Source organism: Streptomyces sp. NPDC001135 (assembly GCF_053598395.1).
The window spans coordinates 357,544-380,894 of the sequence record NZ_JBSFKD010000001.1; the positions used below are offsets into that span (position 1 = coordinate 357,544).

Consider the following 23,351-nt stretch of genomic DNA (forward strand, 5'->3'; position numbering starts at 1 on the left):
GCCGCCCGAGCCCCCGCCCCGCCAGGACCCGGCCGCGGAGCCCGAGGCCGTCACCGTCTCCCGCGGCGGCACCCCCGGGACGGATCCGGTTACCCAGGTCAGGGGCCGGGTGGCAGACCAGCCGCCCGGCCCCTGACGCATGCCGCCGGGGCCCGGCCCGGGTTCGAGCCGCACTCCGGGCGGCTTCGAGGCGACGGCCGGAATCTGAGGGAACCAGCAGCGGCCGACCGGCGCCGCAGGCCGACAGTTAGGAGGGGCGATGGCGGAGCGCAGCTTTCAGCTCTACGACACGACCCTGCGCGACGGGACGCAGATGGAGGGGCTCGCCCTCACCGTCGACGACAAGCTCGCCATTGCGCGCAGCCTGGACGCCCTCGGCGTGGGGTTCATCGAAGGCGGCTGGCCCGGCGCCGTCCCGAAGGACACCGAGTTCTTCCGCCGGGCCCGCACCGAACTCGACCTCCGCTCCGCCCTGTTGACGGCCTTCGGTGCCACCCGCAGGCCCGGTGTCGCGGTGTCGCAGGACCCGCAGGTGCGGGCCCTGCTGGAGGCGGAGACCCCGGCGGTGACCCTCGTCGCCAAGAGCCACCCGGGGCACGTGGAGGCGGCCCTGCGCACCACGCTCGCCGAGAACCTCGCCATGATCCGGTCCACCGTGCAGCACCTGGTGCTCGCCGGCCGCCGGGTCTTCCTGGACGCCGAGCACTACTTCGACGGCTACCTCGCCAACCGCGAGTACGCCCTGGAAGTGGTGCGCACGGCGATGGAGGCCGGCGCCGAGACCGTCGTGCTGTGCGACACCAACGGCGGCTCCCTGCCCGACGAGGTGAAGGCCGTCGTCGCCGACACCGGCGCCATGACCGGCGCCGCCGTCGGTATCCACTGCCACGACGACACCGGCTGCGCCGTCGCCAACACCATGGCCGCCGTCGACGCGGGCGCGCGGCACGCCCAGGGCACGGTCCACGGCTACGGCGAACGCTGCGGCAACGCGAACCTGCTCACCGTCATCGCCAACCTCGTCCTCAAGCGGGGCCTGGAGGTGATCCCGCTGGAGCGGCTCGCCGCCCTGGAACCGGCCGGGCGGGTCATCGCCCAGGTCACCGGCATCCCCGGCGCGCACGCCGCGCCGTACGTCGGCGCGGCGGCCTTCACGCACAAGGCGGGCCTGCACGCCTCCGCGCTGCGCGTGGACCCCGGCCTGTACCAGCACATCGACCCGGCCCGCGTCGGCAACACCATGCGCGTCCTCGTCTCCGACATGGGCGGCCGCTCCTCCATCGAGCTGAAGGCCCGCGAGCTGGGCTACGAGGCCGACGCCGGTTCCGCGGCGGTCGGCCGCGCCGCGGCCCGGGTCAAGGAGCTGGAGAGCCGCGGCTACACCTTCGAGTCCGCCGACGCCTCCTTCGCGCTGCTGCTGCGCGAGGAGCTGGACGAACACCCGTACCTGCCGCCGTTCGACGTCGAGTCGTGGCAGGTGACGCTCGACGGCGACGGCGGCGCCGCGCGGGCCACGATGCGGCTGTGCGTCGACGGGGTGCCGCTGACCGCGACCGGCGAGGGCAGGGAACCGGTGCACGCCCTGGACGCCGCCCTGCACCAGGCACTCGATTCGTTCTTCCCCGAGATGGCCGGACTGCGGCTGCACACCCACCGGACACGGGAACTGGCCGGCGGGAACGGACAGCCGAGCCTGGTCCGGGTGCTCCTCACGTTCCAGGACGGCGAGCGCGACTGGGGCACCGTCGGCGTGGCCGCGCATGCCACGGCGGCCGCGCTGCAGGCCCTGCTCGACGGCGTCCACCACGTCCTGTCCGGCGGATCCGGCCGGGCCCGGGGCGAGGCGGCCCCGGAGCTGCTGGCCGCACCGGCCGACTGAGAGCACGGGCTCTGATCCCTTCGAACCCTCAGGAGAGCGGCTGTGCGCGTGGAAGACCTCTACCTACGGGCGACCTCGGTGCGCCTCCCGTCCCGGCTGAGCATCGACGACGCCGTGGCGGCGGGCGACTGCCCGGCGAACCTCGCCGCGGCCACCGGCGCCGTCTCGGTGGCGTACTCCCCGGACGAGTCCGCCGCGCAGATGGCGGCCCACGCCGCGCGGACCGCGCTGGCCCGCGCGGGCAGCGACCCCGCCGACGTGGATCTGCTGCTGCACGCGGACACCTACCACCAGGGGCAGGACCTGTGGCCCGTCGCCTCGTACATCCAGCGCGAGGCGCTCGGCAACCACTGCCCCGCCCTGGAGATCCGGCAGATGTCCAACGGCGGCCTGGCGGCGATGGACCTCGCCGCCGCCTACCTCACGGCGGGCCACGGCCACGGCGACGCGCTGCTCACCAGTGCCGACCGGTTCTGCACGCCGGGCATCGACCGCTGGCGGACCGACCCCGGCACGCCCTACGCCGACGGCGCCGCGGCCCTCGTGCTCTCCCGGCGCGGCGGCTTCGCCCGGCTCGTCTCCCTCGCGCTGCACGCCGACCCGGAACTCGAACCGATGCACCGCGGTGACGATCCCTTCACCCGGGCCCCCTTCAGTCACCGGATGCCGGTCGACTTCGAGGAGGCCAAACGCTCCTTCATCGGCCGGACGGGCATGTCGTACGCCATCACCCGTGCGCACAACGGCCAGCAGACCGTGGTCAAGGAGGCGCTCGCCGACGCCGGGATGGAGCTGGCCGACGCCCGCTGGGTGGTGCTGCCGCACTTCGGGCAACGCCGGCTCCAGGCCATCTACTACAAGCCGTTCGGCATCGAACAGGCCCGCACGCCCTGGGAGTTCAGCCGCACGGTCGGCCACCTCGGGGCCGGTGACCAGTTCGCCGGGCTCGATCACCTGGTGGTGTCGGGGAAGGCCCGGCCCGGCGACCGCTGTGTGCTGATCAGCGTCGGCGCCGGCTACAGCTGGGGATGCGCCGTGGTGGAGATCGTCCGGCGACCCGACTGGGCCGACTGAGCAACGCCCTGCCCCGGCCGGTCTCCACCCAGGGTCGAGGCGTACTCCAGGGCACCTGTGTCAATCTGCTGACCGCCGTCCTCGACGGCACGACCCAAGGAAGGACCGCCGTGGCGACGACCGTTGCGAGCGAGACACCGGACACCGAGCGCCCCGTCCCGGGCCCGCACGTCACAGAGCACTCCATCACCGTGGCCGCACCGCCCGACGCCGTCTACGCGCTGGTGGCCGACGTCTCCGCCTGGCCCCAGGTGTTCGGACCCACCGTGCACGTCGAAGTACTCGAAGCGGACTCAGCGGGCACGCCGGGTGCGCCGGGCACGGGCGAGCAGCTGCTGCGCATCTGGGCGATGGCCAACGAGCAGGTGCGCACCTGGACCTCGCGCCGCACCCTCGACCCGCGGGCCCGTGTCATCACCTTCCGGCAGGTGGTCTCGGCGGCCCCCGTCGCCTCGATGGGCGGTACCTGGCGCATCGAGGAGGTCGACGACGGCACGACCCGGGTGGTGCTGCTGCACGACTACCGCGCCGTCGGCGACGACCCCGAGGCCGAGGCGCTGATCGAGCGCGCCGTCGACCGCAACAGCGTCGCCGAGCTCGCCGCGCTGAAGAACGCCGCCGAACTCGGCGAGGCCGCCGGCGAGTTGCAGTTCACCTTCAGCGACTCGGTGACCGTCGCCGGGGCGGCCGGCGACGTGTACGGCTTCCTGAACCGTGCCGAGCTGTGGCCCGAGCGGCTGCCGCACGTGGCCCGGCTCGGCCTCACGGAGGACGAGCCCGGCATCCAGCACATGGACATGGACACCCGCAGCCCGGACGGCTCCCTGCACAACACCACCTCGGTGCGGGTCTGCTTCGAGGACCGCCGGCAGATCGTGTACAAGCAGCTGCGGGTGCCCGTCGCGATGCGCGTGCACACGGGCCGCTGGACCATCGAGCCCGCCGGCGACGACGGCACCCTCACCGTCACCTCCTGGCACACGGTCGTCCTCGACCCGGAAGGGGTCCGCAGCGCGCTCGGCCCCGAGGCCACCCTCGCCGAGGCCAGGGCCCTGGTCCGCAAGGCCCTGGGTACCAACAGCTCCACCACCTTGCGTCACGCCAAGAGATTCGCGGAGGACCTGCATGCCGGGACGTGAACTAGCCGGGCCCGTCACGGTCATCAACCGGTTCGAGGTCAAGGGCGACACCGACAGGTTCGAGCGGATGTTCCGGGAACACTCCCAGTTCCTGCGCCGCCGGGCGGACTTCGAGTACCTGGTGACCATGCAGCTCGTCGACCGGCCGCACGTCTACGTCCACCTCGCGCACTGGAGGACTCTGCAGGCCTTCCTGGACACCGTGCACGACGAGACGTTCCTGGGGCACGTCGAGCGCCTCGAACCGCTCGTCGAGACGGAGTTCGACCAGGCGGTCAGCGCCGGCCGGATGCTGCGGGGCAACGCGCAGGCCGGGACGCGCAGCGTGGCCCTGGTACGGGCCCGGGTGCGCGGGGACTGGCGTGCCTTCGAGCGGGGTTTCGCCGAACTCGCCGGGGAACTGGCCGCGGCGGGCGGATTCGGGGGCAGTGATCTGCTGCGCTCCATCGTCCGCCCCGCCGTGTACACGGGCGTCCTGTGGTGGCAGGACGCCGACGTGCTGACGCAGGCCTTCGAGAGCACACCGGTCAAGGCCGCGCTCGACACGCTGGGCGACATCGCGGAGCTGGTCGTCGAGCGGACCCGGCACGTGGCGTACGAGCGCGTCATCGACTGACCGGCGACCCACGGGAGCGTGCGCCGGCCGTGCCCCAGCGGGACGAGAGCCGAGGACATCCGGTCCTCGGCTCTCCCGCGTTCCGGGCACGAGGGCTCCTCGAGGGCGAGGCGGCACGCTGGTGCCATGTCGAACGAGAGGCACATCACCGTGGTGCGCGGGCGGCCCGACGCGGAGGAACTGGCCGCGGTCACCGCCGTGCTGCTGGCCCTGGTGCGCCGTGCGCGGCAACCGGAGGCCACCGCCCTCGCGGCGTACGCGAACTGGACCGTCAAGGGCGGCGACTACCGCCCGGTGCCGGACGGGTCCGGCCGATGACCCGTCCCGCCATGTGCCCGAGGGAACGCGCGACAGCGAAGGGGGAGGCGTTGACCGGTCACCGGACGTTCACCGACATCGTGCGCAGCAGGGTTGCCGAGGCGCCCGCCCGCGAGGCGCTGATCCTGCTCCGTGAGCGGGACGGCGTACTGCGGCCGGACCCGATCGGCTACGGCGAACTCGACCGGGCGGCCCGCGCCGTGGCCGCCCGGATCGGGCGTTATGTGGCGCCCGGCGAGCGCATGCTGATCCTGCACCGCTCGCGCCGGCAGTTCGCCGTCAGCTTCCTCGCCTGCCTGTACGCGGGCGTGGCCGCGGTGCCCGCCGCGCCGCCCGGCACGGCGGGCCGGCACGACGAGCGGATCGCGGGCATCGTCAAGGACGCCGCGGCCGCCGGTGTGCTCACCTCCCTCGCCGAGGCGCCCGAGGTGACGCAGCTGCTGGCCCGTACCGGCTACGGACGGATCACCTGCATCCCGACCGACGCCGCGGACGACACCGGGGACGAGCCGTTCCGGACGGTCCCCCAGGGACCGGACGACGTCGCGTTCGTGCAGTACACCTCGGGCTCCACCCGCGAACCACGCGGTGTGGTCGTCACGCACCGGGCGCTGCTCGCGGGCCACGAGGCGATCAGTGCGGCGCTCGGCACCAGGCCGGGCAGCAGGATCGGCGGCTGGCTGCCCCTCCACCACGACATGGGCCTGGTCGGTCAGCTGCTGCACGCCCTGTGGCTCGGCGGCACCGCCGTCCTGCTCTCCCCGGTCGCCTTCGTCAAGCGCCCGGCGAACTGGCTGGAGACGATCTCGCGCTACGGCCTCACCGTCAGCGGCGCCCCCGACTCCGCCTACGAGCTGTGCGTGCGCCGGGTCAACGACAGCCAGCTCGCCGGACTCGACCTGTCCGGCTGGCGCGTCGCCGTCAACGGCGGAGAACCCGTGACCGCCGCCACCATGCGGGCCTTCGCCGAACGCTTCGCCCCCGCCGGACTGCGGCCCGAGGCGCTCACGCCCTGCTACGGCCTCGCGGAGGCGACCCTGCTCGTCGCGGGCGACCGGGACACCTCCGCGGTCGAGACCCGCCCCCTGCCGGGGCCCCTCGCCGCCGACGGCCCGCCGCGGGAGACCGTCTCCTGCGGCCGTCCCGCCTCCGCCGAGGTGCGCATCGTCGACCCGGACAGCCACGAGGCGCTCGACGACGGCCGCGTCGGGGAGATATGGGTGCGCGGCGCGGCCGTCGCGCGCGGCTACTGGGGCGTTCCCGCACGGAGCGCCGAGACCTTCGACGGCCGGATCAAGGACGGCGAGCGCGGCTACCTGCGCACCGGGGACCTCGGCGCCCTCGTCGACGGGCAGCTGTATGTGACCGGCCGGATCAGGGACATGATCGTGGTGGCGGGCCGCAACCTCTACCCGCAGGACCTGGAACGCTCCGTGCGCGAGGTCAGTGCCCTGTTCGGCTCCGGCACCGCCTTCGGGGTGCCCGCGGAACGCGAACGCCTCGTCGTCGTCCAGGAGTTGCGGACCCGCAGCCGCTACGGAGTCGACCTGGCCGAACTCGCCACCTCCGTGCAGCGCACCCTGGGCGAGCAGTACGACGTCCGGGCCGGCGGTGTCCTCCTGGTACGCCCCGGGACGGTGCGCCGCACCACCAGCGGCAAGGTGGAGCGGGCCGCGATGCGCCGCCTGTTCCTCAACGGCGAACTGACGGCCCTGCACGAGTGGGTCGACCCGGAGGTAGAGCGGCTCGTACGAAGGAGCCGGCGATGACGCCCGCGAGAGGGGCCGCGAACCGGGCGGCGGAGCGCACCCGGATCGACGCCCTGGAAGCAGCCTTCGGCCCCCTGGACGCCCCCGAGAACCCCCTGGGCGCCGCAGCCCTGCTGAAGGCCGACGCCGCAGGCGAACAACTGCCCGGCGCGGAGGACGTCCTGGACGACTTCGCTCTCAACGCCGAGTTCGTCCCGGAGCGCCTCGGCGGCAGGCTCCGCCGCATGGACGTCCTGGGCCAACTCCTGCGCCCCCTGTTCCGCCGCGACGCCTCCCTCGGCTTCGGCTACGGCCTGAGCTGCTTCTTCGCCGCCGTACCCGTATGGACCGCCGGCACCGCGGAGCAACAGCGCTTCGTCGCCCGGCTGCTGCTGGGCGGCGAGCGGGTGGCCGTCGCCCGGCACGAGGTGGCGCACGGCAACGACTTCGTCCGCGACGAGCTGACCGCCCGGCCCGTCGCCTCGGGCCTGTCGGTCGACGGCAGCAAGACCGCGATCGCCAACGCGGCCCGCTCGCGGGGCCTGGTGGTCTTCGCCCGCACCTCCGACGCCCCGGGTGGTGGCCGCAGCCACTCGGTCCTGATCCTCGACCGGGCCGCCCTGCCCGCCGACCGGATCACCGACCTCGACCGGCACTCCACCACCGGCATGCGCAGCGCCGAGTTCGGGGGCCTGGCGTTCACCGGCTGCACCGTGCCCGAAAGCGCCGTACTCGGCCGTATCGGCGACGGCTACGAGCTGTCCCTGCGGTCCTCCCTGATGATCCGCGGCCTCATCCCGTCGATCGTGCTCGCCGGCGTCGACACCGCCCTGCGCACCGTGGCCGCCTTCGCCACCCGGCGCCGCGACGACGGCCGTTCCTCGCTCGACGTGCGGCACGTGCGCGACGTGCTCACCGGGGCCTTCCTGGACCTGCTGCTCATCGACTGCCTGGCCCTGGTCGCCACCCGGTCGCTGCATCTGCTGCCGCGGCAGATGAGCGCGTACGCGGCGTCGGCGGCCTATCTCGCGCCGCGGTTCGCCGCCGAGACGATGGACGAGATGGCGGCGGTGCTCGGCGAGGAGAGCTTCGCGGTGAGCGGGACGTACGGGATGTTCCAGAAGCAGCTGCGGGACCTGCCCGTGACCTCGCTGGGCCACGCCGGCAGCGCGGGCCGCCAGGTCAGCATCCTGCCGCAGCTGCCGCACTTCGCCCGGCACTGCTGGTTCGCCGACGAGGAGGCACCCGCCGCGCTGTTCCGGCCGGACGAGGACCTGCCGCCGCTCGACCTGCCGGGCCTGTCCCTGCTCGGCGACAGCGACCCGCTGGCCGCGACCCTGGTGGCCTGCACCGACTGGCTGGAGTCGGCCGGCCCGACCGTGCCCGGCCCCGGGGACCGGCCCCTGCTGCCCACCCTGGCGAGGGCCTTCACCGACGAACTGCGCGACCTCGCCAAGGCGTTCGGCGAGATCGACCCCGGCGACCGCACGGCGCTGGCCAGCCCCCGCACCTTCGCGCTCGCCGACCGCTACACCCTGGTCCTGGCGGCGGCGTGCTGTCTGGGGACCTGGCGCGAGCAGGCGAAGACCGGTACCGACGCGTTCCTGGCCGACCCGGCCTGGGCCTCGGCGGTGCTCCACCGCCTCGGCCGCCGGCTGGGCCTGTCCGTACCCGACCGGCCCTTCGCCTGCGAACAGCGCGTCCTTACGGAGGCCCTGGACCGCCTGCACGACCGCCGCAGCTACGACCTGTACGGCTCCGCGCTGGCCCGAGCGACCCCGGGGTAGTCCAACCGAGAGCACGCACCGAACGACGTGGGAACGCACTTCCCCGGAGCCGCTTTCCGTCGGCGGAGGTCACCCACCCGAGCCCGAGATGGAGCACCGACCATGCCCGAACCCCAGCACGACGACGCGCACGACGACGCGCAGGACGCCGCGTTCGACGCCGCCCACCGCGAATGGCTCACCGAGCGGCTCACCTACTACCTCGGTGTGCCGGTGGACGAGGACACGCCCTTCCACGAGTACGGGCTCGACTCGGTGGCCACGCTCAGCCTCTACGGCGACATCGAGGAGGAGTTCGGCCCGCTGATCGACCCCACCGACATCGCGGTGTACCCCACCGTGCGGGAGCTGGCCCGCCACATGGCCCACCGCGATCCCCGCCCGGCGGGCGGCGGCCTGGTCCGGGCGGCCCTGGTGTTCACCGGCCAGGGTTCCCAGCACCCGGGCATGACCTCCGGCCTGTACCGGGACTGCACCGGCTACCGCACCCATCTCGACGAGGTCGCCGCCGAGCTGCTGCCCTACACCGGCACGTCGGTGGTCGATCTGATCCTCGGCCACGACCCGCGCGTCCACCAGACCGCCTTCACCCAGCCGGCGCTGTTCGCCGTCGAGTACGCCCTCGCCCGGACCCTCCACGACGAGGGCGTGGCCCCCGTCACGGTCCTGGGCCACGGCATCGGCGAGTTCGCGGCGGCGGCCGTCGCGGGCGCCCTGTCGCTGCCCGACGCGGCCAAACTGGTCGCGCTGCGCGGCGCCTTCATGCAGTACCTGCCCTCCGACGGCGGCATGATGGCCACCTGCGCCGCCCCGTTCGAGGCGGCCGAACTGGTCGCGGCCGAACCCGGCGTCGGCATCAGCGCCATCAACGCCGCCAAGGCCACCGTCCTCTCCGGTGACCGCGCGGGACTCGAGCGCATCCAGGAGCAGCTGGAGGGCCGGGGTATCGCCTGCCGCCACCTGACGGTGACCCACCCCTTCCACTCGCCGCTGATGGCCCCCATGGTGCCGAGGTTCGACGCGGTGGCCCGCCGGATCGCCGGCGGCGCGCCCCGCGTGCCGTTCTACTCCACGGTGTTCGGCAGGCTCACCACCGAGCCGCTGTACGGGCCGTACTGGAGCGAGCAGATCACCGCGCCGGTCCGGTTCGCCGACGCCGCCCGCGCGATGCTCGCCCAGCAGACCCCGACCCACGTGGTGGAGATCGGCCCGCGGGTGGTGCTCACGCCGTTCCTGCGCCGGATGGGCGGCAGCGACGGGCCGACGTGCCTCGCGGTGTGCCGTGGCCCGGAGAGCGACGCGGTGGACCTGGCCGGGGTGATCTCCGCCCTCGACGCGGGTCCGCTGGCGGCGGCGCTGGCAGGGGCGTGAGCCGATGACGACGATCAGCCGGCCGCTGTCCGCGCCGAGCCCGGACAGCCCGTGGGAGCAGGTCCACGACGAACTCGTGCGCTTCGGCAGCGTCCTGGTGTACGGCAGGATGCCCGGCTGGCGGCCGGACGCCGACGCGGACGAGCTGCGCCTGCTCCTCGGCCGTGACTGGGCCCGCTACCAGAAGCTCGGCAGGGCCGACATGCGGGAGCGCTTCCTCGCCTCCCGGCTGTTTCTGCGGCACACCGCCGCGGCGGCCGTCCAGACGCTCCCGCAGCTGGTGGACCTGGCGTACCTGCCGGGCGGGCGCCCCTACGTGCGGGGCCTGGACCAGATCGACATCAGCCTCAGCCACACCGACGAGACGATGGTCGTCGGCGTGACCCGCCGGGGCCGTATCGGGGTCGACGTGGAGCGCGCCGACCGCCGTCTCGCGCACACCGGGTCCGAGGCGCAGGCCTGCACGCCCTTCGAGAAGCACCACCTCGACCAGGGCGGCGACAGCGTCCGCAACGACACGATGGTGCGGCTGTGGACCCTGAAGGAGGCCTACAGCAAGGCACTGGGCCAGGGCCTCCGGTTCCGCTTCACCGAGTTCGGGTTCGCGCTGCACGGCGCGTCCGGCGCCCGCCTGGTGTGCCCCGACGGCACGGCCGCCGGCGACGACGGATGGACGTTCGCCACCTTCCCCGTCGGCGCCCACCATGTGATGAGCGTGGCCGTCCTCGACACCGGGTTCGGGGAGCTGGCGGACGTGTCGGTGGGTACGACGCTCGACGAGGGGCTGCTCGACGCGCTGTTCGGTGCCGGGTCCCGGCCGGGCCCCGCTCCGGCGGGCTCAGGGAATCCAGCCGGCCTCTTCGGCTATGCGTATGGCGTCGACGCGATTGCGGGCGCCCAGCTTGCCGACGATCGAGGTGAGGTAGTTACGCACGGTGCCGTTGGTGAGGTAGAGGCAGCCGGCGATCTCGGCGGCGTCGGCCCCCCGGGCCGCCAGGCGTAGCACCTCCATCTCCCGGCGGGACAGCGGATTGTCGGGGTAGTCCCAGGCGGTCAGGGCGAGTTGCGGGTCCACGACACGCCCACCGCGCGCCACGGAGCGTACGGCGCAGGCGAGCTGGTCGGGAGGGGAGTCCTTCAGGAGGAAGCCGGAGACATGGGCCGACATGGCGCGGCGCAGGGTGCCGGGCTTGCCGAGGCTGGTGAGGATCAGGGAACGGCAGCTGGGGAGTTGCTCGTGCAGTTCGGCCGCGGCCGTCAGACCGTCCATCCCCGGCAGGTCGACATCGATCACCGCGACGTCGGGCCGGACCTCGAGCGCGGTGCTGACGATCGTGTCGCCCCGTTCGACGGAGGCGACGACCCGCAGATCGGGTTCGAGTTGCAGCAGTGCGATCAGAGCGCCGCGAATCATGTGCACATCCTCGGCGAGAAGGATGTTGATGGACAGCACCTGTTACCTCCCCCAGGTAGCGGTGTCTCTCGTCTGACCGGGCCCCTCGGGACCCGGTCAGGCCATGGCTCTCTCGGCGCCGGACGCGACCGGGCCGGCTTCCCCCTGGTGCGGCTGGAGCGGCGCCCTTGCCTCGAGACGGAACAGACCGTCCCGGTCGACGCCGGCCGTCAGGTCCCCGCCGATCTCGGTGAGCCGTGTGCGAAGATTGGCCAGACCGCTACCGCCCCCGGACAGGGTGTCAGACTTCCCCCCGTTCGTGACCCCGTCGTTGACCAACGTCAGCAGAACCGTTTCCGTGCCGCTGGTGGCCCTGATGGTACATACCTCGGCCTTGCTGTGGCGCAGGATGTTGGTGACTCCCTCCCGCAGGGTGGTCGCGAGGACCGTGTCGACCACCGGGTGCAGCCGCTCGACCCGTACGTCGGTCTCGACGCGGACCTCGGCCGACAGGAGGACCTTCGCCGCCGACTCCGCCTCCTCGCGCAGCGACATGTCCCGGTAGCCGCGCGAGACGAGACGTACGTCGGCGAGGGCCTGGCGTGCGACGAGCAGCATGGACGTGGTCTCCTCGGCGGCCTGCTCCGGGCGGACGGTGATGAGCCGGCTGACCAGCTCGCCCTTGAGCGTGATCGTGGAGAGGCTGTAGCCGAGCAGGTCGTGCAGGTCCCGGGCGAAGCGCAGGCGTTCCTGGACCACGGCCATGCGGGCCAACTGCTCGCGCGTCTCGTGCACTTGCTGGACGAGGTCGGTGAGGCGGGTGAGGCCGTAGATGACGAAGCCCGCGAGGACGACGGAGATGACGACATAGCAGCCGTAGAGAACGGCTTCACCCTCGAGCAGTGGGTACACCGGCGAGGTGGCGACGACGAGACCGAACGCGGGCCAGGCGACGCGGTAGGGGAGCAGCAGCAGGATCGTCCCGGCCAGGGGCCCCTGCATGCTGCCCCAGTTGAGGCCGAACCAGGCCGCCGGCAGATAGGTCAGGATCACCTGCGCCGCGAGGGTGACGAGGCGCCGGCGCAGGCTCCAGCCGCGTGCGGAGGCCGAGGTGAGGGTGAGCTGCACACCGAACTCGAGCAGGACGACGCCGACGCAGGCCGCGAGTTTGGCGGGGCTCGCCTTGCTGAAGGACAGGACGTTGATGATGACGACGGAGCAGTAGCAGGACAGGACCACGACCGTGATCGCCCGGGCAAGGCGGGGCGCCATCGCCGGGTGGGCCGATGCCGGTGCGGAACTCTCGGCCTCCTTGGGAGTTTCCGCTCTCCGGAAAGCGTCCGGCATCGCTACCTCCTCGCCCGGGGACATGGTGCAAGGCATGGTAGGGGTCACGGCTGATTCGGGCCCTCCGATGGCCTTAATCCGCCGGATTCACACGAACATCGGAATCGGGTTGAGGTCCTCGTAGCGCGTTGCGCGCGCGATGCGACCGAGTGTCACGGGGATGTCGTGGAGTCGTCCGGGCGCGAACCTGGCCCAGAAGTGGCGCATTCCCGGAACGATCACCTTCACTACGGGAAGCCGCACGTCAGGCCGGGTCTGATCAAGGACGAGCAGCTCCATGCCGCGGGCTTTCACCAGGTGTTCCGCGACGGTGAGGTCGCCCCGCAGGTCAATTTGTGGCTCGTACACGTAACTTGCGGGTGTACGCGGTGACTCGGCCGGATCCGGCACGAGATATGGCTGATTCCGGGTAGTCGCCCCCGTCCACCAGGAGGCCAGCTCGGGGTGGACGGACGCGAAGTCGCCGCCCTCTTCCGCTTCCACGTGCGGCGGCGGGAGCAACTGCGCCATCTCGGTCACCGCGCGGCGCAGTGCCGTACGCGGGTCGAAATGGGCACCGAACCCGAAGCAGATCCGCTGGGCCGTCCCGTCGTTGCGGCACGAGACGGCGGCCATGACGGGGACGCCGAAGTCCGCGGTCAGGTCCAGCACCCACAGGTCGCGGCGCAGCCTGCCGTACGCGGCACGGACGTCGGCGAGCCAGGGGTCGTCGAAGGCGTCCAGGTCGACGCCGGGTTGCCGGGTGCGGTTGTACCACCACAGGGCCACCGCGTCGCGCTCGACCACTTCGAGGAAGCCCTGGAGCACGGCGTCCTCCAGGCTGCTGCCGGCCGCGTTGCCGTTGGAGTCCGCCCACGGCGCCGACGGCCGTGTGCCGGGGGCGGGCCCGAAGTAGAGCATCGAGGTGGGCAGCAGCCGCTGGGTGCCCGCGGTCACCGACCACACCGGGGTCCACTCCGTGGGCGCGTGCGGATCGAACGGCGGCGGAACCTGCTGGAACGCCGTGGCCGAGCGGTTCCAGAGGTCCCGCTCCGCGAACTGCCGGTCGGCGTACAGCTGGCACGCGTTGGGGTGCAGCGCGCTCTCGCCGAGCCCGGCGAGGGTGCCGACGACGACCGGCTCGTCCCCGTGGCGGGTCGCGCTGTAGCGCTCCAGTGCCTCGCACAGGGCACCGACCTCGGCCTCGACGGGTGTGGTGCCCTTCCCGCCGCTGTGACTGCGCAGCCCACTGCGCAGCGCGGCGAGCGAGTCGGCGCGCAGGGCGGGGTTGCGCCCGGACACATAGCGGTTCAGGCCGTCGGGGGTGCCGGGGGCGGGCCGTACGTCACCGACCACACCCGTGAGCGGATCGACGAGGTGGCGGTAGCGGGCGAGCACGGACTCCGGTGACAGGGCCCGGTGGCCGCCGCCGGCCGTGGCCGCCTTCAGGCGCGGGGCGAACACCACCGGGCGCCGCACGGCCGCCGCGACCAGCCCGGGGTCACCGCAGGCGGGACACTGGGGGCGCCTGGCCACCGCGTGGTGGCGGGTACGCAGGGTGCGCGTGTCCAGGGTGCACAGGGCGGCCTGCTCGGCATGGCGCATCCCGGCGATCCACTTCATCGTCTCCAGGACCACGGTCTGCAACCCCAGCGCGCGTACGGACGCGAGGTACGCCCGCGGGAGAGGCACCGGGCCGGGCAGCCCGAGCACCCGCTGCACCGGCGCCTGCGTGGCGCGGTGCCCGTGCAGCCGGTGGGCGAGGCACGACCAGCAGGCCCGGTCGGGGAGCCCGAACACCGGGCCCACCCAGGCCTCGACGCCACACGGTTTGGCCAGCAGCCAGGGCCGGCCCGCGGCGCGGTGCCGCGCGTCCACCTCGGCCAGTGCCGGGTCGAGATAGTCGTCGCACACGACCAGGGTGAACGCGGCGGACGCCTCGTCGGCGGCCAGGGTGAGGCCGGAGGCGACGCACTCCCGGCGGACGGGACCGGCGTCCGTGCGGCCCAGCACGAGGACGTGCACCGGCGTGCTGCGCAGCGCCGCTTGGGCGCCCGCGCTGCTCAGCCCCGCCAGTTCCCAGTAGGCCTCGGCGGCCGAGTCGGCCGACGGGGCGCGGTAGCCGATGAGCTCGGCCTCGGCGAGCGCGGCGATCGTCCGGCCCGCCGCCGCGGCGTCCACCACCGCCGCGGCCTCCCGGAGGACGGCCTCCAGGGTCCGGGTTCCGTCGAGCAGCGGGGCGAGGGCTTCGACGTGCGGACCGTGCAGGGCGGTCGTGCCGCACTCCGACAGCAGATACACGGCCTCGCCGCCGACGACCTCGACGCGCAGGTGGGGCTTGAACCCCACCTGCCGTGCCGCGGTGGGCACCATGCGGGAGCCGCTCATTCCGACCGTGTGTCGGAGTGCTCGCCCAGGTACAGAGGGCTGAAGTAGCTGCCGAGGGTCACGGAGGTGCTCACCGGGTCCAGATCCTCGATCACCAGCGTCTCCCGGCCGCCCTCCGTCAGGTACACCGGCTCCGCCGCCACCACCCCGAACTCCGCGAGCACCGACACCGGGTCGGCCAGGTAACGGGCGGCCAGCTCCGGTTCGAGTCCGGCGCGGGCGGTGAGAAGCGCGATGCCGTGGTTCTGCGACGGCGTTTCGCCCGTAAGGGCCGGGACGGGCATGGTCAACGTGCTCATGGAAACCCCCAGAGTCCTGAGTAGTTGAAGGCGCTGCCAATCGGGAATTGGTTCGGCGTATCCCGTGACCCGAATTCTGGGGGGACCGGTTCAGGGGCGCACAGTGCGGGCGTCACCATCGCGGTATGACATTTTCATGGGTCTCTTCATGACCCGCGCACTGTGGCTGGACCCCGGCTGCTGCCAGGCTCTAGCCATGCTCGGGAGGCGACGACCGCGGCCCGCGGCCGACGGCATTGCCCGCGCGAGACGGGGGCGGGCACCGCCCGTGCGACACGGGAGAGTGATCACATGGACATCAAGGTACTGGGTCAACTCACGGCAGAACTCAACGGCGTCTCGGTGGTGCCGACGGCCGCCAAACCACGGCAGATTCTCGCCCTGCTCGCCCTCCAGACCGGACGCGTGGTGACCGTACCGACGCTGATGGAGGAGATCTGGGGCGAGCACATACCCCGCAGCGCCGCCACCACGCTGCAGACCTACATCCTCCAGATCAGGCGCAGGATCGCGGCCGCCCTGGAGGGCGACCCGACCCGGCAGCCCAAGGACATCCTCGTCACCCAGCACGGGGGCTACCTGCTCGAAGTGCAGCCGGGACAGATCGACGTCCAGGAGTTCGAGCAGCTGTGTGCCTCCGGCCGTGACGCCCACGAGGCCGGCGACTACCGGACCGCCGCCGAACTCCTGCGCAGGGCCCTGGCGTTGTGGCAGGGACCCGCCCTGGTGGACGTACGCGTGGGCGGCGTCCTCGAACTGGAGACCCTGCGGCTCGAAGAGGACCGGATGGCGGCGCTGGAGCGGCGCGTCGAGGCCGACCTGTACCTCGGGCGGCACGCCGAGATCGTGCCCGAGCTGCGCGTCCTGGTGGCCAAGCACCCCATGCACGAGAACTTCTGCGCCCATCTGATGACCGCGCTGCACCGCTCGAACAACGCCTGGCGGGCCCTGGAGGCCTACCAGCGGCTGCGCGGCTCGCTCGTGGAGGAGCTCGGCCTGGAGCCGTCGCCCCCGCTGCAGCGTCTGCACCAGTCGATCCTCTCCGCGGACCCGGAACTCGACGTCGTGCCGTTCTCCACGGCCGGCTGAGCACTCCCAGCGGAGCGCTACCCGCGTTCGAGGTGCCCGGCCTACGTTCGGCCGATGACGATCCTCGACGACCTCACCGTCACCTCCACCGCCCCCGACCTGCGTCGGGCCGCCGCCGAACTGCGCCGCATCAAAGAGGAAGTGGGCCGAGGCCCCGATCCCGACGCCACCCGGCGCCAGCACGCGAAGAACAAACTCACCGCCCACGAGCGGCTGGCCGTCCTCTTCGACGAGGGCACCTTCACCGAGATCGAGCCGCTGCGCCGGCACCGCGCCACCGGGTTCGGCCTGGAGGACAGGAAGCCGCACGGCGACGGCGTGGTCATCGGCTGGGGCCTGGTCCACGGCCGCACCGTCTTCGTGTACGCCCATGACTTCCGGGTCTTCGCCGGAGCGCTGGGCGAGGCCCACGCCGCCAAGGTGCACAAGGTGATGGACCTGGCCGAGGCGGCCGGAGCGCCCCTGGTGTCCCTCAACGACGGGGCCGGCGCCCGCATCCAGGAAGGCGTCACCGCGCTCGCCGGCTACGGCGGGATCTTCCGCCGCAACGTCGCGGCCTCCGGCGTCATCCCGCAGATCAGCGTGATGCTCGGCCCGTGCGCCGGCGGCGCCGCGTACTCGCCCGCCCTCACCGACTTCGTGTTCATGGTGCGCGAGACCGCCCAGATGTTCATCACCGGACCCGACGTCGTCCAGGCCGTCACCGGCGAGCAGATCACCCACAACGGCCTGGGCGGCGCCGAGCCGCACTCGACCGTCTCCGGCGTGTGCCACTTCGCCTACGACGACGAGACCGAGTGCCTGGAGGACGTACGGTTCCTCATCTCCCTGCTGCCGTCCAACAACCGCGAGATGCCGCCCGCCGCACCGGCCGACGACCCCGCGGACCGGCGCACGGAGACCCTGTGCGACCTGGTGCCGGCCGAGCCGGGACGCTCGTACGACATCCGCGCCGTCATCGAGGAGATCGCCGACGACGGCGAGTACTTCGAGGTCCACGAGGCGTGGGCGCGCAACGTGGTGTGCGCGCTCGCCCGCCTCGACGGGCACACCGTCGGCATCGTCGCCAACCAGCCCGCCGTCCTCGCCGGTGTCCTCGACATCCACGCCAGCGAGAAGGCCGCCCGCTTCGTCTCCACCTGCGACGCGTTCAACATCCCGCTGGTCACCCTGGTCGACGTGCCGGGCTTCCTGCCGGGCGTCGACCAGGAGCACAACGGCATCATCCGGCACGGCGCGAAACTGCTGTACGCCTACTGCAACGCCACCGTGCCCCGTATCTCCGTGGTCCTGCGCAAGGCCTACGGCGGCGCCTACATCGTCATGGACTCCCGCTCCATCGGCTGCGACCTGTCCTTCGCCTGGCCGACCAACGAGATCGCCGTGATGGGCGCCGAGGGCGCCGCGAACGTCATCTTCCGCCGGGAGATCAACGCCTCCGACGACCCCGAGGCCGTCCGGGCGCAGCGCATCAAGGAGTACCGGACCGAGCTGATGCACCCCTACTACGCCGCAGAACGCGGCCTGGTGGACGACGTCATCGAGCCGGCCGAGACCCGCTCCGTACTGATCCGCTCCCTGGCCATGCTGCGGGGCAAAAAGGCCGAGGTACCGGCGCGCAAGCATGGCAATCTCCCCACCTGACCTGCGCGGACACCGCGTCCACGCGGACACGAGCGACCGTCGAGGACCTGCACGTTCCATGGGCTTACCGGATACGGCGGCCCGCCACGAGCGGGCGGCCGTCCGGGCCGGTCGGCCGGGGCGGGAACCCACCCATGGCGCGCCCCGGCGACCGAGACACCGCCAGTGCTCCGGACGAAAGGGATCGACAGTGGCCCGCACAGTTCCATCCGGCAGGGAGTGCGCGAAGCACTCCGCCCCGTCGAAGGCGAGGTAGATGATGCGTCGAGTTGCCATCACCGGACTGGGCGTCGTGGCCCCTGGCGGGATCGGCGTCAAGGAGTACTGGGACCTGCTCACCGCGGGCCGTACCGCCACCCGCACCATCTCCTTCTACGACCCCTCCCAGTTCCGCTCCCGGGTCGCCGCCGAGTGCGACTTCGACCCGCTGGCCGCCGGCCTCTCCCAGCAGGAGGCCCGCCGGCTGGACCGCGCCGCGCAGTTCGCGGTCGTCTCCACCCGTGAGGCCCTCGCCGACAGCGGCCTCGACATCTCCGCCCTCGACCCGGGCCGGATCGGCACCTCCCTCGGCAGCGCGGTCGGCTGCACCACCAGCCTGGAACGCGAGTACGCGGTGGTCAGCGACGGCGGCCGGGAGTGGCTCGTCGACCACGAGTACGCGATTCCCCAGCTGTACCGGCACTTCGTGCCCAGCTCGATGGCCGCCGAGGTGGGCCAGGAGGCCGGCGCCGAGGGACCGGCGGCCGTGGTCTCCACCGGCTGCACCTCGGGCCTGGACTCACTCGGCCACGCGGTGGAACTGATCCGCGAGGGCACCTGCGACGTGATGATCGCCGGCGCGACCGAGGCCCCGATCTCCCCGATCACCTCCGCCTGCTTCGACGCCATCCTCGCCACCACCCCGCGCAACGACACCCCCGAGAGCGCCTGCCGCCCCTTCGACAGGACCCGCAGCGGCCTGGTCCTCGGGGAGGGCGCGGCCGTCCTGGTCCTGGAGGAGCTGGAGAGCGCCCGGGCCCGGGGAGCGCACGTCTACGCCGAGATCGCGGGCTTCGCCCAGCGCTGCAACGCGTACCACATGACCGGGCTCAAGCCGGACGGCCGCGAGATGTCCGAGGCCATCGACGCCGCCCTCGCCGAGGCCCGGCTCGACCCGACCGCGATCGACTACATCAACGCGCACGGTTCGGGCACCAAGATGAACGACCGCCACGAGACGGGCGCGTTCAAGCGCAGCCTGGGCGAGCACGCCTACCGGACGCCGATCAGCTCCATCAAGTCCATGATCGGGCACTCGCTCGGCGCGATCGGTTCCCTGGAGATCGCCGCCTGCGCCCTCGCCATGGAGCACGGGGTGCTGCCGCCCACCGCGAACCTGCACGAGCCCGACCCCGAACTGGACCTCGACTACATCCCGTTGACCGCCCGCGAGAAGCAGACGGACGCCGTCCTCAGCGTGGGCAGCGGCTTCGGCGGCTTCCAGAGCGCGATGGTCCTCGCGCGACCGGAAAGGAGCATCGCATGACCACGTCCACCGTGGTGACCGGCCTCGGCATCGCCGCGCCCAACGGCCTGGGCACCGAGGACTACTGGAAGGCGACACTGGCGGGCGAGTCGGGCATCGGCCCGGTCACCCGGTTCGACGCCACGCGCTACCCCTCCCGGCTGGCGGGCGAGGTGCCGGGGTTCGTCGCCGAGGAGCACATCCCCAGCCGGCTCATGCCGCAGACCGACCACATGACCCGCCTCGCCCTGGCCGCCGCGGAGTGGGCCCTCGAGGACGCCGGCATCGACACCGGGGACGTGCCCGAGTACGGCATGGGCACGGTCACCTCGGCGTCCGGCGGCGCCGTCGAGTTCGGCCAGCGCGAGCTGCAGAACCTGTGGAGCAAGGGCAAGGAGCACGTCAGCGCCTACCAGTCCTTCGCCTGGTTCTACGCCGTCAACACCGGCCAGATCTCCATCCGGCACAAGCTGCGCGGCCCCAGCGGCGTCCTGCTGACCGAACAGGCCGGCGGCATCGACGCCATCGGCCAGGCCCGCCGCCACGTCCGCAAGGGGTTCCAGGCGGTCGTCTCCGGCGGTGTCGACGCGGGCATCTGCCCCTGGGGCTGGGTCCCGCAGCTGGCCACCGGCCTGATGAGCACCGAACAGGACCCGGCCCGCGCGTTCCTGCCCTTCTCCGCCGAGGCGAGCGGATACGTGGTGGGGGAGGGCGGCGCCATCCTGGTGGCCGAGGACCTCGCGGCGGCCCGCGAGCGCGGCGCGTCCCACGTCTACGGCGAGATCGCCGGGTACGCCGCCACCCTCGATCCCGCCCCCGGCTCCGGGCGCCCGCCGGGCCTGGCCAGGGCCGCCCGCACCGCCCTCACCGACGCCGGACTCACCCCCGGCGACATCGACGTCGTCTTCGCCGACGCCGCCGGTGTCCCGGAGCTGGACCGCGCCGAGGCCGAGGCCCTGGCGGAGGTGTTCGGCCCGAACGCCGTACCGGTGACCGCCCCCAAGTCGCTGACCGGGCGGCTGCTTGCCGGCGGCGCGGCCCTCGACGCCGCCACCGCCCTGCTCGCCCTGCGCGACGGGGTCATCCCGCACACCGCGGGCGTCGACGCCCCCGCCGCCGACTACCCGATCGACCTGGTCACCGGGGCGCCCCGGGAGGCGGACCTGCGCAACGCACTGGTTCTCGCCCGCGGCCACGGCGGCTTCAACGCGGCCCTCGTCGTACGCCGCGCGGCGTGACCAGCCCTCGCACCACCCTGAGTCAGGCACCACAACCATCACCCAACGGAGGACCCACCGTGACCACCACCACGAGCACCACCGTCACCCTGGCCGACCTGACCCGGATGCTGCGCGAGAGCGCCGGCGAGGAGGAGGGCATCGACCTGGACGGCGACGTCCTGGACACCCCCTTCCTGGAACTCGGCTACGACTCCCTCGCCCTGCTGCAGGTCATAGGCGAGGTCCAGCGCACCTACGGCATCAGCGTTCCCGACGACGCGGTCGTCGACGCCGAGACGCCCCGTGCTCTGCTCGAGCTCATCAACTCCGGCCAGGTCACCGAGGCCTGAGCCGGACGGTGCGGGCCGCCCCGATTCCGGATCCCCCGCCGCGAGGGGCGGCCCGCACCCGCACCTCCTTCCCACCCGGTCTCTCCGCCGCCCCCGACTCCCCCCACGCCCCCTGGTTCCTGTCGATCCTTGCCCCACCGGCCGCGGCGGACCGCGGCCCACGAGGAGGTACCCCATGCCGCTGACGGCTGACAGCGCGGTGATCCGGAGGCTCACGGTCCGTCCGGGCCCCGCGGGAGAGGACAGGGCGCCCGTGCCGGCGTCGGCCGCCGCGGTCTCCGCGGTGCTGCGGGCCTTCGGACGCTCCCCGCGCGACCTGCCCGTGCGCACCGTCGTCTACGTCGGTGCGCACGCACCGGACCCCGCCCTCACCCCCGAACACGAGGGCTTCGCGGTGCGCACCGCCTCGGCGCCCGGCCGCGCCCTGCGCCTGGCCCACCAGGAACTCCACGACGGCACCGCGGACTTCGCACTCGTCGCCGGATTCGACGAGCCTGAGGCCGGGACCATCACGGTCTACGCGGTCAAGCGCGCCGCGGAGGCGGTCGCGGACGGCGACACCGTCCTCGGTGTCCTCGACCTGGCCGACACCGCCGATCCCGACTCCGCGCCGGACCTGACGACCCTGGCCCACGGGCACCGCGTCACCGACCCCGGCCGGCACCGGCTGCTGCTGTGGTCGGGCCGGGACGAGCGGGACGAGCAGCGGGTGCGCGGCGAACTGCTGCCCCTGCTCTCGGGCCTGCACCACGAGGCGTTCCCCGCGCTGCCCACCGTGGTGCCGTGCGGCACCGAGCCCGGACCGGTGCGCGCCGCCGCCGTCACCGTCGCCGCGCTGTCCGCCGCCGCGGTGCACAAGGCGAAGGCGGTCACCGCGGCCAGGCCCCGGCCCGTCGCCCTGCTCTTCCCGGGCCAGGGCTCCCAGCACCACGCCATGGCGGCCGGCCTGTACGGGCGGGAGCCGGTGTTCACCGCCGCCTTCGACGCGGCCCTGTCCCACATGGGCGACGAGGGCCCGCGGATCCGCGCGGACTGGCTCACCGACGGCCGCCCGCTGATCCCCGTCGACGACGTACGCCGCGCCCAGCCGCTGCTGTTCGCGGTCGACTACGCGCTCGGCCGCATGGTGATCGGCTGGGGGGTGCGCCCCACCGCGGTGCTGGGCCACAGCGCGGGCGAACTCGTCGCCGCGACCATCGCCGGTGCCGTCGCCCTGCCCGACGCGGTCGCCATGGTCATGGAACGCGTCCGCGAGGCGGTGAAGATCCCGGCGGGCGGCATGCTCGCGGTCGCCGCGGAAGAACACCGCCTGCGCCCCTACCTCCGCGACGACGTGGCGATCGCCGCGGTCAACGCCAACCAGCAGACCATGCTGGCGGGTTCCGCCGAACCGCTGGCCGAGATCGCCCAGGCACTGCGGGCCGACGGCCTGACCGTGGTCACCGTACCGGCGACCAGCCCCTTCCACTCCCCGGCGATGGCCCCCGCGTCCGAGGCCGTGGAGGCGGCCTACCGGGACATCCCCCTGCGCCCGCCGGCGCTGCCGCTGTACTCCGGCTACACGGGCGAACTGCTGCGCCCCGAGGAGGCACTCAGCCCCCGTTTCTGGGCCCGTCAGATCACCGACACCGTGTACTTCAAGCAGGCCCTGGAGTCCCTGCTCGCGGCCGACGACATGCTGCTGGTCGAGGCGGGCCCCCGGCAGACCCTCACCGCCTTCGCCCGCCGCCACCGCGCGGTACGCCTCGGCGCCAGCGCCGCCGTACCGCTGCTCCCGGGCCGCCCCGGCACGGCGGAGGCCGACCGGCAGTCGGTCCTCACCGCGGCGGCCAGGCTGTGGACCGAGGGCCACGTCCCCTCCCCGGTCGCGCTGTCCGCCCTGTGGACGTGGAGCGCCGACCCGCACCCCGGCGCCGAGGCCACCGCCCCGGCACCGCAACTCGCCGCGGCGACCTCATGGCGGGAATGACGGCGACGAGGGCGCTGCGCGTCCTGAAGGCGATCTACGGCACCCTGACGGCGGCGGGCCGCATGTACATCTGGGTTCCGCCGGCGGACTGGCACCCCGACCGCTGCGGCCCCCCGCCCCTCCACCCCGAACGCCTGCGCCCCGACCTCCCCCTGACCGCGTACGAACGCGCCGTGGAGCGGGAGTTGACGATCCCGGGCCCGCGCGTGCGGGATCCCCGGGGCTGATGCACGGGCG

Annotated in this window: 19 protein-coding genes and 1 pseudogene; 16 read left to right on the top strand and 4 right to left on the bottom strand. The window is 73.1% G+C overall.

Annotated features, from left to right (window positions below; translation table 11 throughout):
- Positions 1–259 precede the first annotated feature (259 nt).
- From cimA to ACWC94_RS01850, 9 genes and pseudogenes are all read left to right on the top strand, one after another.
- Positions 260–1,879, top strand: a complete 1,620-nt coding sequence (gene cimA / locus ACWC94_RS01810; protein ID WP_450794364.1) for a citramalate synthase — start codon at positions 260–262, stop codon at positions 1,877–1,879.
- Positions 1,880–1,921: 42 nt separating this feature from the next.
- A complete protein-coding gene (locus ACWC94_RS01815; protein WP_450794365.1) occupies positions 1,922–2,953 on the top strand; it encodes a ketoacyl-ACP synthase III family protein in 1,032 nt (343 codons plus the stop codon).
- A 110-nt stretch (positions 2,954–3,063) separates the two neighbouring features.
- Positions 3,064–4,092, top strand: a complete 1,029-nt coding sequence (locus ACWC94_RS01820; RefSeq protein ID WP_450794366.1) for an aromatase/cyclase — start codon at positions 3,064–3,066, stop codon at positions 4,090–4,092.
- The gene (locus ACWC94_RS01825) at positions 4,079–4,708 is read left to right on the top strand and encodes an antibiotic biosynthesis monooxygenase family protein (RefSeq protein WP_450794367.1); all 630 of its coding nucleotides are present in this window, start codon (positions 4,079–4,081) and stop codon (positions 4,706–4,708) included. The genes ACWC94_RS01820 and ACWC94_RS01825 overlap by 14 nt, the downstream gene beginning before the upstream one ends.
- Positions 4,709–4,834: 126 nt before the next feature.
- Positions 4,835–5,026, top strand: coding sequence for an acyl-CoA carboxylase subunit epsilon (locus ACWC94_RS01830; protein WP_450794368.1), 192 nt, complete (start codon positions 4,835–4,837; stop codon positions 5,024–5,026).
- 50 nt (positions 5,027–5,076) lie between these two features.
- The gene (locus ACWC94_RS01835; protein WP_450794369.1) at positions 5,077–6,795 is read left to right on the top strand and encodes a fatty acyl-AMP ligase; all 1,719 of its coding nucleotides are present in this window, start codon (positions 5,077–5,079) and stop codon (positions 6,793–6,795) included.
- A complete protein-coding gene (locus ACWC94_RS01840; RefSeq protein WP_450794370.1) occupies positions 6,792–8,561 on the top strand; it encodes an acyl-CoA dehydrogenase in 1,770 nt (589 codons plus the stop codon). The genes ACWC94_RS01835 and ACWC94_RS01840 overlap by 4 nt, the downstream gene beginning before the upstream one ends.
- Before the next feature lie 102 nt (positions 8,562–8,663).
- Positions 8,664–9,932 carry an acyltransferase domain-containing protein gene (locus ACWC94_RS01845; protein WP_450794372.1) on the top strand — a complete coding sequence of 423 codons (1,269 nt, stop codon included), beginning with the start codon at positions 8,664–8,666 and terminating at the stop codon, positions 9,930–9,932.
- 367 nt (positions 9,933–10,299) lie between these two features.
- A pseudogene (locus ACWC94_RS01850) lies at positions 10,300–10,557 on the top strand (4'-phosphopantetheinyl transferase family protein); the annotation flags it as partial.
- A 213-nt stretch (positions 10,558–10,770) separates the two neighbouring features.
- On the opposite strand, the gene ACWC94_RS01855 reads toward ACWC94_RS01850, so the two are convergent.
- The 4 genes from ACWC94_RS01855 to ACWC94_RS01870 all read right to left on the bottom strand — a co-directional run bounded on the left by ACWC94_RS01855 (position 10,771) and on the right by ACWC94_RS01870 (position 15,338).
- Positions 10,771–11,382 carry a response regulator transcription factor gene (locus tag ACWC94_RS01855; RefSeq protein WP_450794601.1) on the bottom strand — a complete coding sequence of 204 codons (612 nt, stop codon included), beginning with the start codon at positions 11,380–11,382 and terminating at the stop codon, positions 10,771–10,773.
- A gap of 60 nt (positions 11,383–11,442) precedes the next feature.
- Positions 11,443–12,672, bottom strand: a complete 1,230-nt coding sequence (locus ACWC94_RS01860; protein ID WP_450794373.1) for a sensor histidine kinase — start codon at positions 12,670–12,672, stop codon at positions 11,443–11,445.
- 87 nt (positions 12,673–12,759) lie between these two features.
- On the bottom strand, positions 12,760–15,039 hold the full coding sequence (locus ACWC94_RS01865) for a TOMM precursor leader peptide-binding protein (protein ID WP_450794374.1): 2,280 nt from the start codon (positions 15,037–15,039) through the stop codon (positions 12,760–12,762).
- Positions 15,036–15,338, bottom strand: coding sequence for a hypothetical protein (locus ACWC94_RS01870; RefSeq protein ID WP_450794375.1), 303 nt, complete (start codon positions 15,336–15,338; stop codon positions 15,036–15,038). The genes ACWC94_RS01865 and ACWC94_RS01870 overlap by 4 nt, the downstream gene beginning before the upstream one ends.
- 291 nt (positions 15,339–15,629) lie before the next feature.
- On the opposite strand from ACWC94_RS01870, the gene ACWC94_RS01875 reads away from it, so the two are divergent.
- The 7 genes from ACWC94_RS01875 to ACWC94_RS01905 all read left to right on the top strand — a co-directional run bounded on the left by ACWC94_RS01875 (position 15,630) and on the right by ACWC94_RS01905 (position 23,341).
- Entirely contained in the window at positions 15,630–16,427 is a 798-nt protein-coding gene (locus tag ACWC94_RS01875; protein ID WP_450794376.1) for an AfsR/SARP family transcriptional regulator, read from the top strand.
- Positions 16,428–16,481: 54 nt separating this feature from the next.
- Positions 16,482–18,071, top strand: coding sequence for an acyl-CoA carboxylase subunit beta (locus ACWC94_RS01880; RefSeq protein ID WP_450794377.1), 1,590 nt, complete (start codon positions 16,482–16,484; stop codon positions 18,069–18,071).
- 256 nt (positions 18,072–18,327) lie between these two features.
- Positions 18,328–19,596 carry a beta-ketoacyl-[acyl-carrier-protein] synthase family protein gene (locus tag ACWC94_RS01885; RefSeq protein ID WP_450794378.1) on the top strand — a complete coding sequence of 423 codons (1,269 nt, stop codon included), beginning with the start codon at positions 18,328–18,330 and terminating at the stop codon, positions 19,594–19,596.
- Positions 19,593–20,813 carry a ketosynthase chain-length factor gene (locus ACWC94_RS01890; RefSeq protein WP_450794379.1) on the top strand — a complete coding sequence of 407 codons (1,221 nt, stop codon included), beginning with the start codon at positions 19,593–19,595 and terminating at the stop codon, positions 20,811–20,813. The genes ACWC94_RS01885 and ACWC94_RS01890 overlap by 4 nt, the downstream gene beginning before the upstream one ends.
- Positions 20,814–20,920: 107 nt before the next feature.
- A complete protein-coding gene (locus ACWC94_RS01895; RefSeq protein ID WP_450794602.1) occupies positions 20,921–21,145 on the top strand; it encodes an acyl carrier protein in 225 nt (74 codons plus the stop codon).
- A 175-nt stretch (positions 21,146–21,320) separates the two neighbouring features.
- Positions 21,321–23,114 carry an acyltransferase domain-containing protein gene (locus tag ACWC94_RS01900; RefSeq protein WP_450794380.1) on the top strand — a complete coding sequence of 598 codons (1,794 nt, stop codon included), beginning with the start codon at positions 21,321–21,323 and terminating at the stop codon, positions 23,112–23,114.
- Positions 23,111–23,341, top strand: coding sequence for a DUF6059 family protein (locus ACWC94_RS01905; RefSeq protein WP_450794381.1), 231 nt, complete (start codon positions 23,111–23,113; stop codon positions 23,339–23,341). The genes ACWC94_RS01900 and ACWC94_RS01905 overlap by 4 nt, the downstream gene beginning before the upstream one ends.
- Positions 23,342–23,351: the final 10 nt, after the last annotated feature.

What these genes read in the sequence shown, in the direction of transcription:
- ACWC94_RS01830 (WP_450794368.1), top strand. Translation starts at nt 4,835, where the DNA reads ATGTCGAACGAGAGGCACATCACCGTGGTGCGCGGGCGGCCCGACGCG.
- ACWC94_RS01875 (WP_450794376.1), top strand. Translation starts at nt 15,630, where the DNA reads ATGGACATCAAGGTACTGGGTCAACTCACGGCAGAACTCAACGGCGTC.
- ACWC94_RS01825 (WP_450794367.1), top strand. Translation starts at nt 4,079, where the DNA reads ATGCCGGGACGTGAACTAGCCGGGCCCGTCACGGTCATCAACCGGTTC.
- cimA (WP_450794364.1), top strand. Translation starts at nt 260, where the DNA reads ATGGCGGAGCGCAGCTTTCAGCTCTACGACACGACCCTGCGCGACGGG.
- ACWC94_RS01870 (WP_450794375.1), bottom strand. Translation starts at nt 15,338, where the DNA reads ATGAGCACGTTGACCATGCCCGTCCCGGCCCTTACGGGCGAAACGCCG.
- ACWC94_RS01890 (WP_450794379.1), top strand. Translation starts at nt 19,593, where the DNA reads ATGACCACGTCCACCGTGGTGACCGGCCTCGGCATCGCCGCGCCCAAC.
- ACWC94_RS01900 (WP_450794380.1), top strand. Translation starts at nt 21,321, where the DNA reads ATGCCGCTGACGGCTGACAGCGCGGTGATCCGGAGGCTCACGGTCCGT.
- ACWC94_RS01895 (WP_450794602.1), top strand. Translation starts at nt 20,921, where the DNA reads ATGCTGCGCGAGAGCGCCGGCGAGGAGGAGGGCATCGACCTGGACGGC.
- ACWC94_RS01860 (WP_450794373.1), bottom strand. Translation starts at nt 12,672, where the DNA reads ATGCCGGACGCTTTCCGGAGAGCGGAAACTCCCAAGGAGGCCGAGAGT.
- ACWC94_RS01865 (WP_450794374.1), bottom strand. Translation starts at nt 15,039, where the DNA reads ATGAGCGGCTCCCGCATGGTGCCCACCGCGGCACGGCAGGTGGGGTTC.
- ACWC94_RS01880 (WP_450794377.1), top strand. Translation starts at nt 16,482, where the DNA reads ATGACGATCCTCGACGACCTCACCGTCACCTCCACCGCCCCCGACCTG.
- ACWC94_RS01840 (WP_450794370.1), top strand. Translation starts at nt 6,792, where the DNA reads ATGACGCCCGCGAGAGGGGCCGCGAACCGGGCGGCGGAGCGCACCCGG.
- ACWC94_RS01845 (WP_450794372.1), top strand. Translation starts at nt 8,664, where the DNA reads ATGCCCGAACCCCAGCACGACGACGCGCACGACGACGCGCAGGACGCC.
- ACWC94_RS01905 (WP_450794381.1), top strand. Translation starts at nt 23,111, where the DNA reads ATGACGGCGACGAGGGCGCTGCGCGTCCTGAAGGCGATCTACGGCACC.
- ACWC94_RS01885 (WP_450794378.1), top strand. Translation starts at nt 18,328, where the DNA reads ATGATGCGTCGAGTTGCCATCACCGGACTGGGCGTCGTGGCCCCTGGC.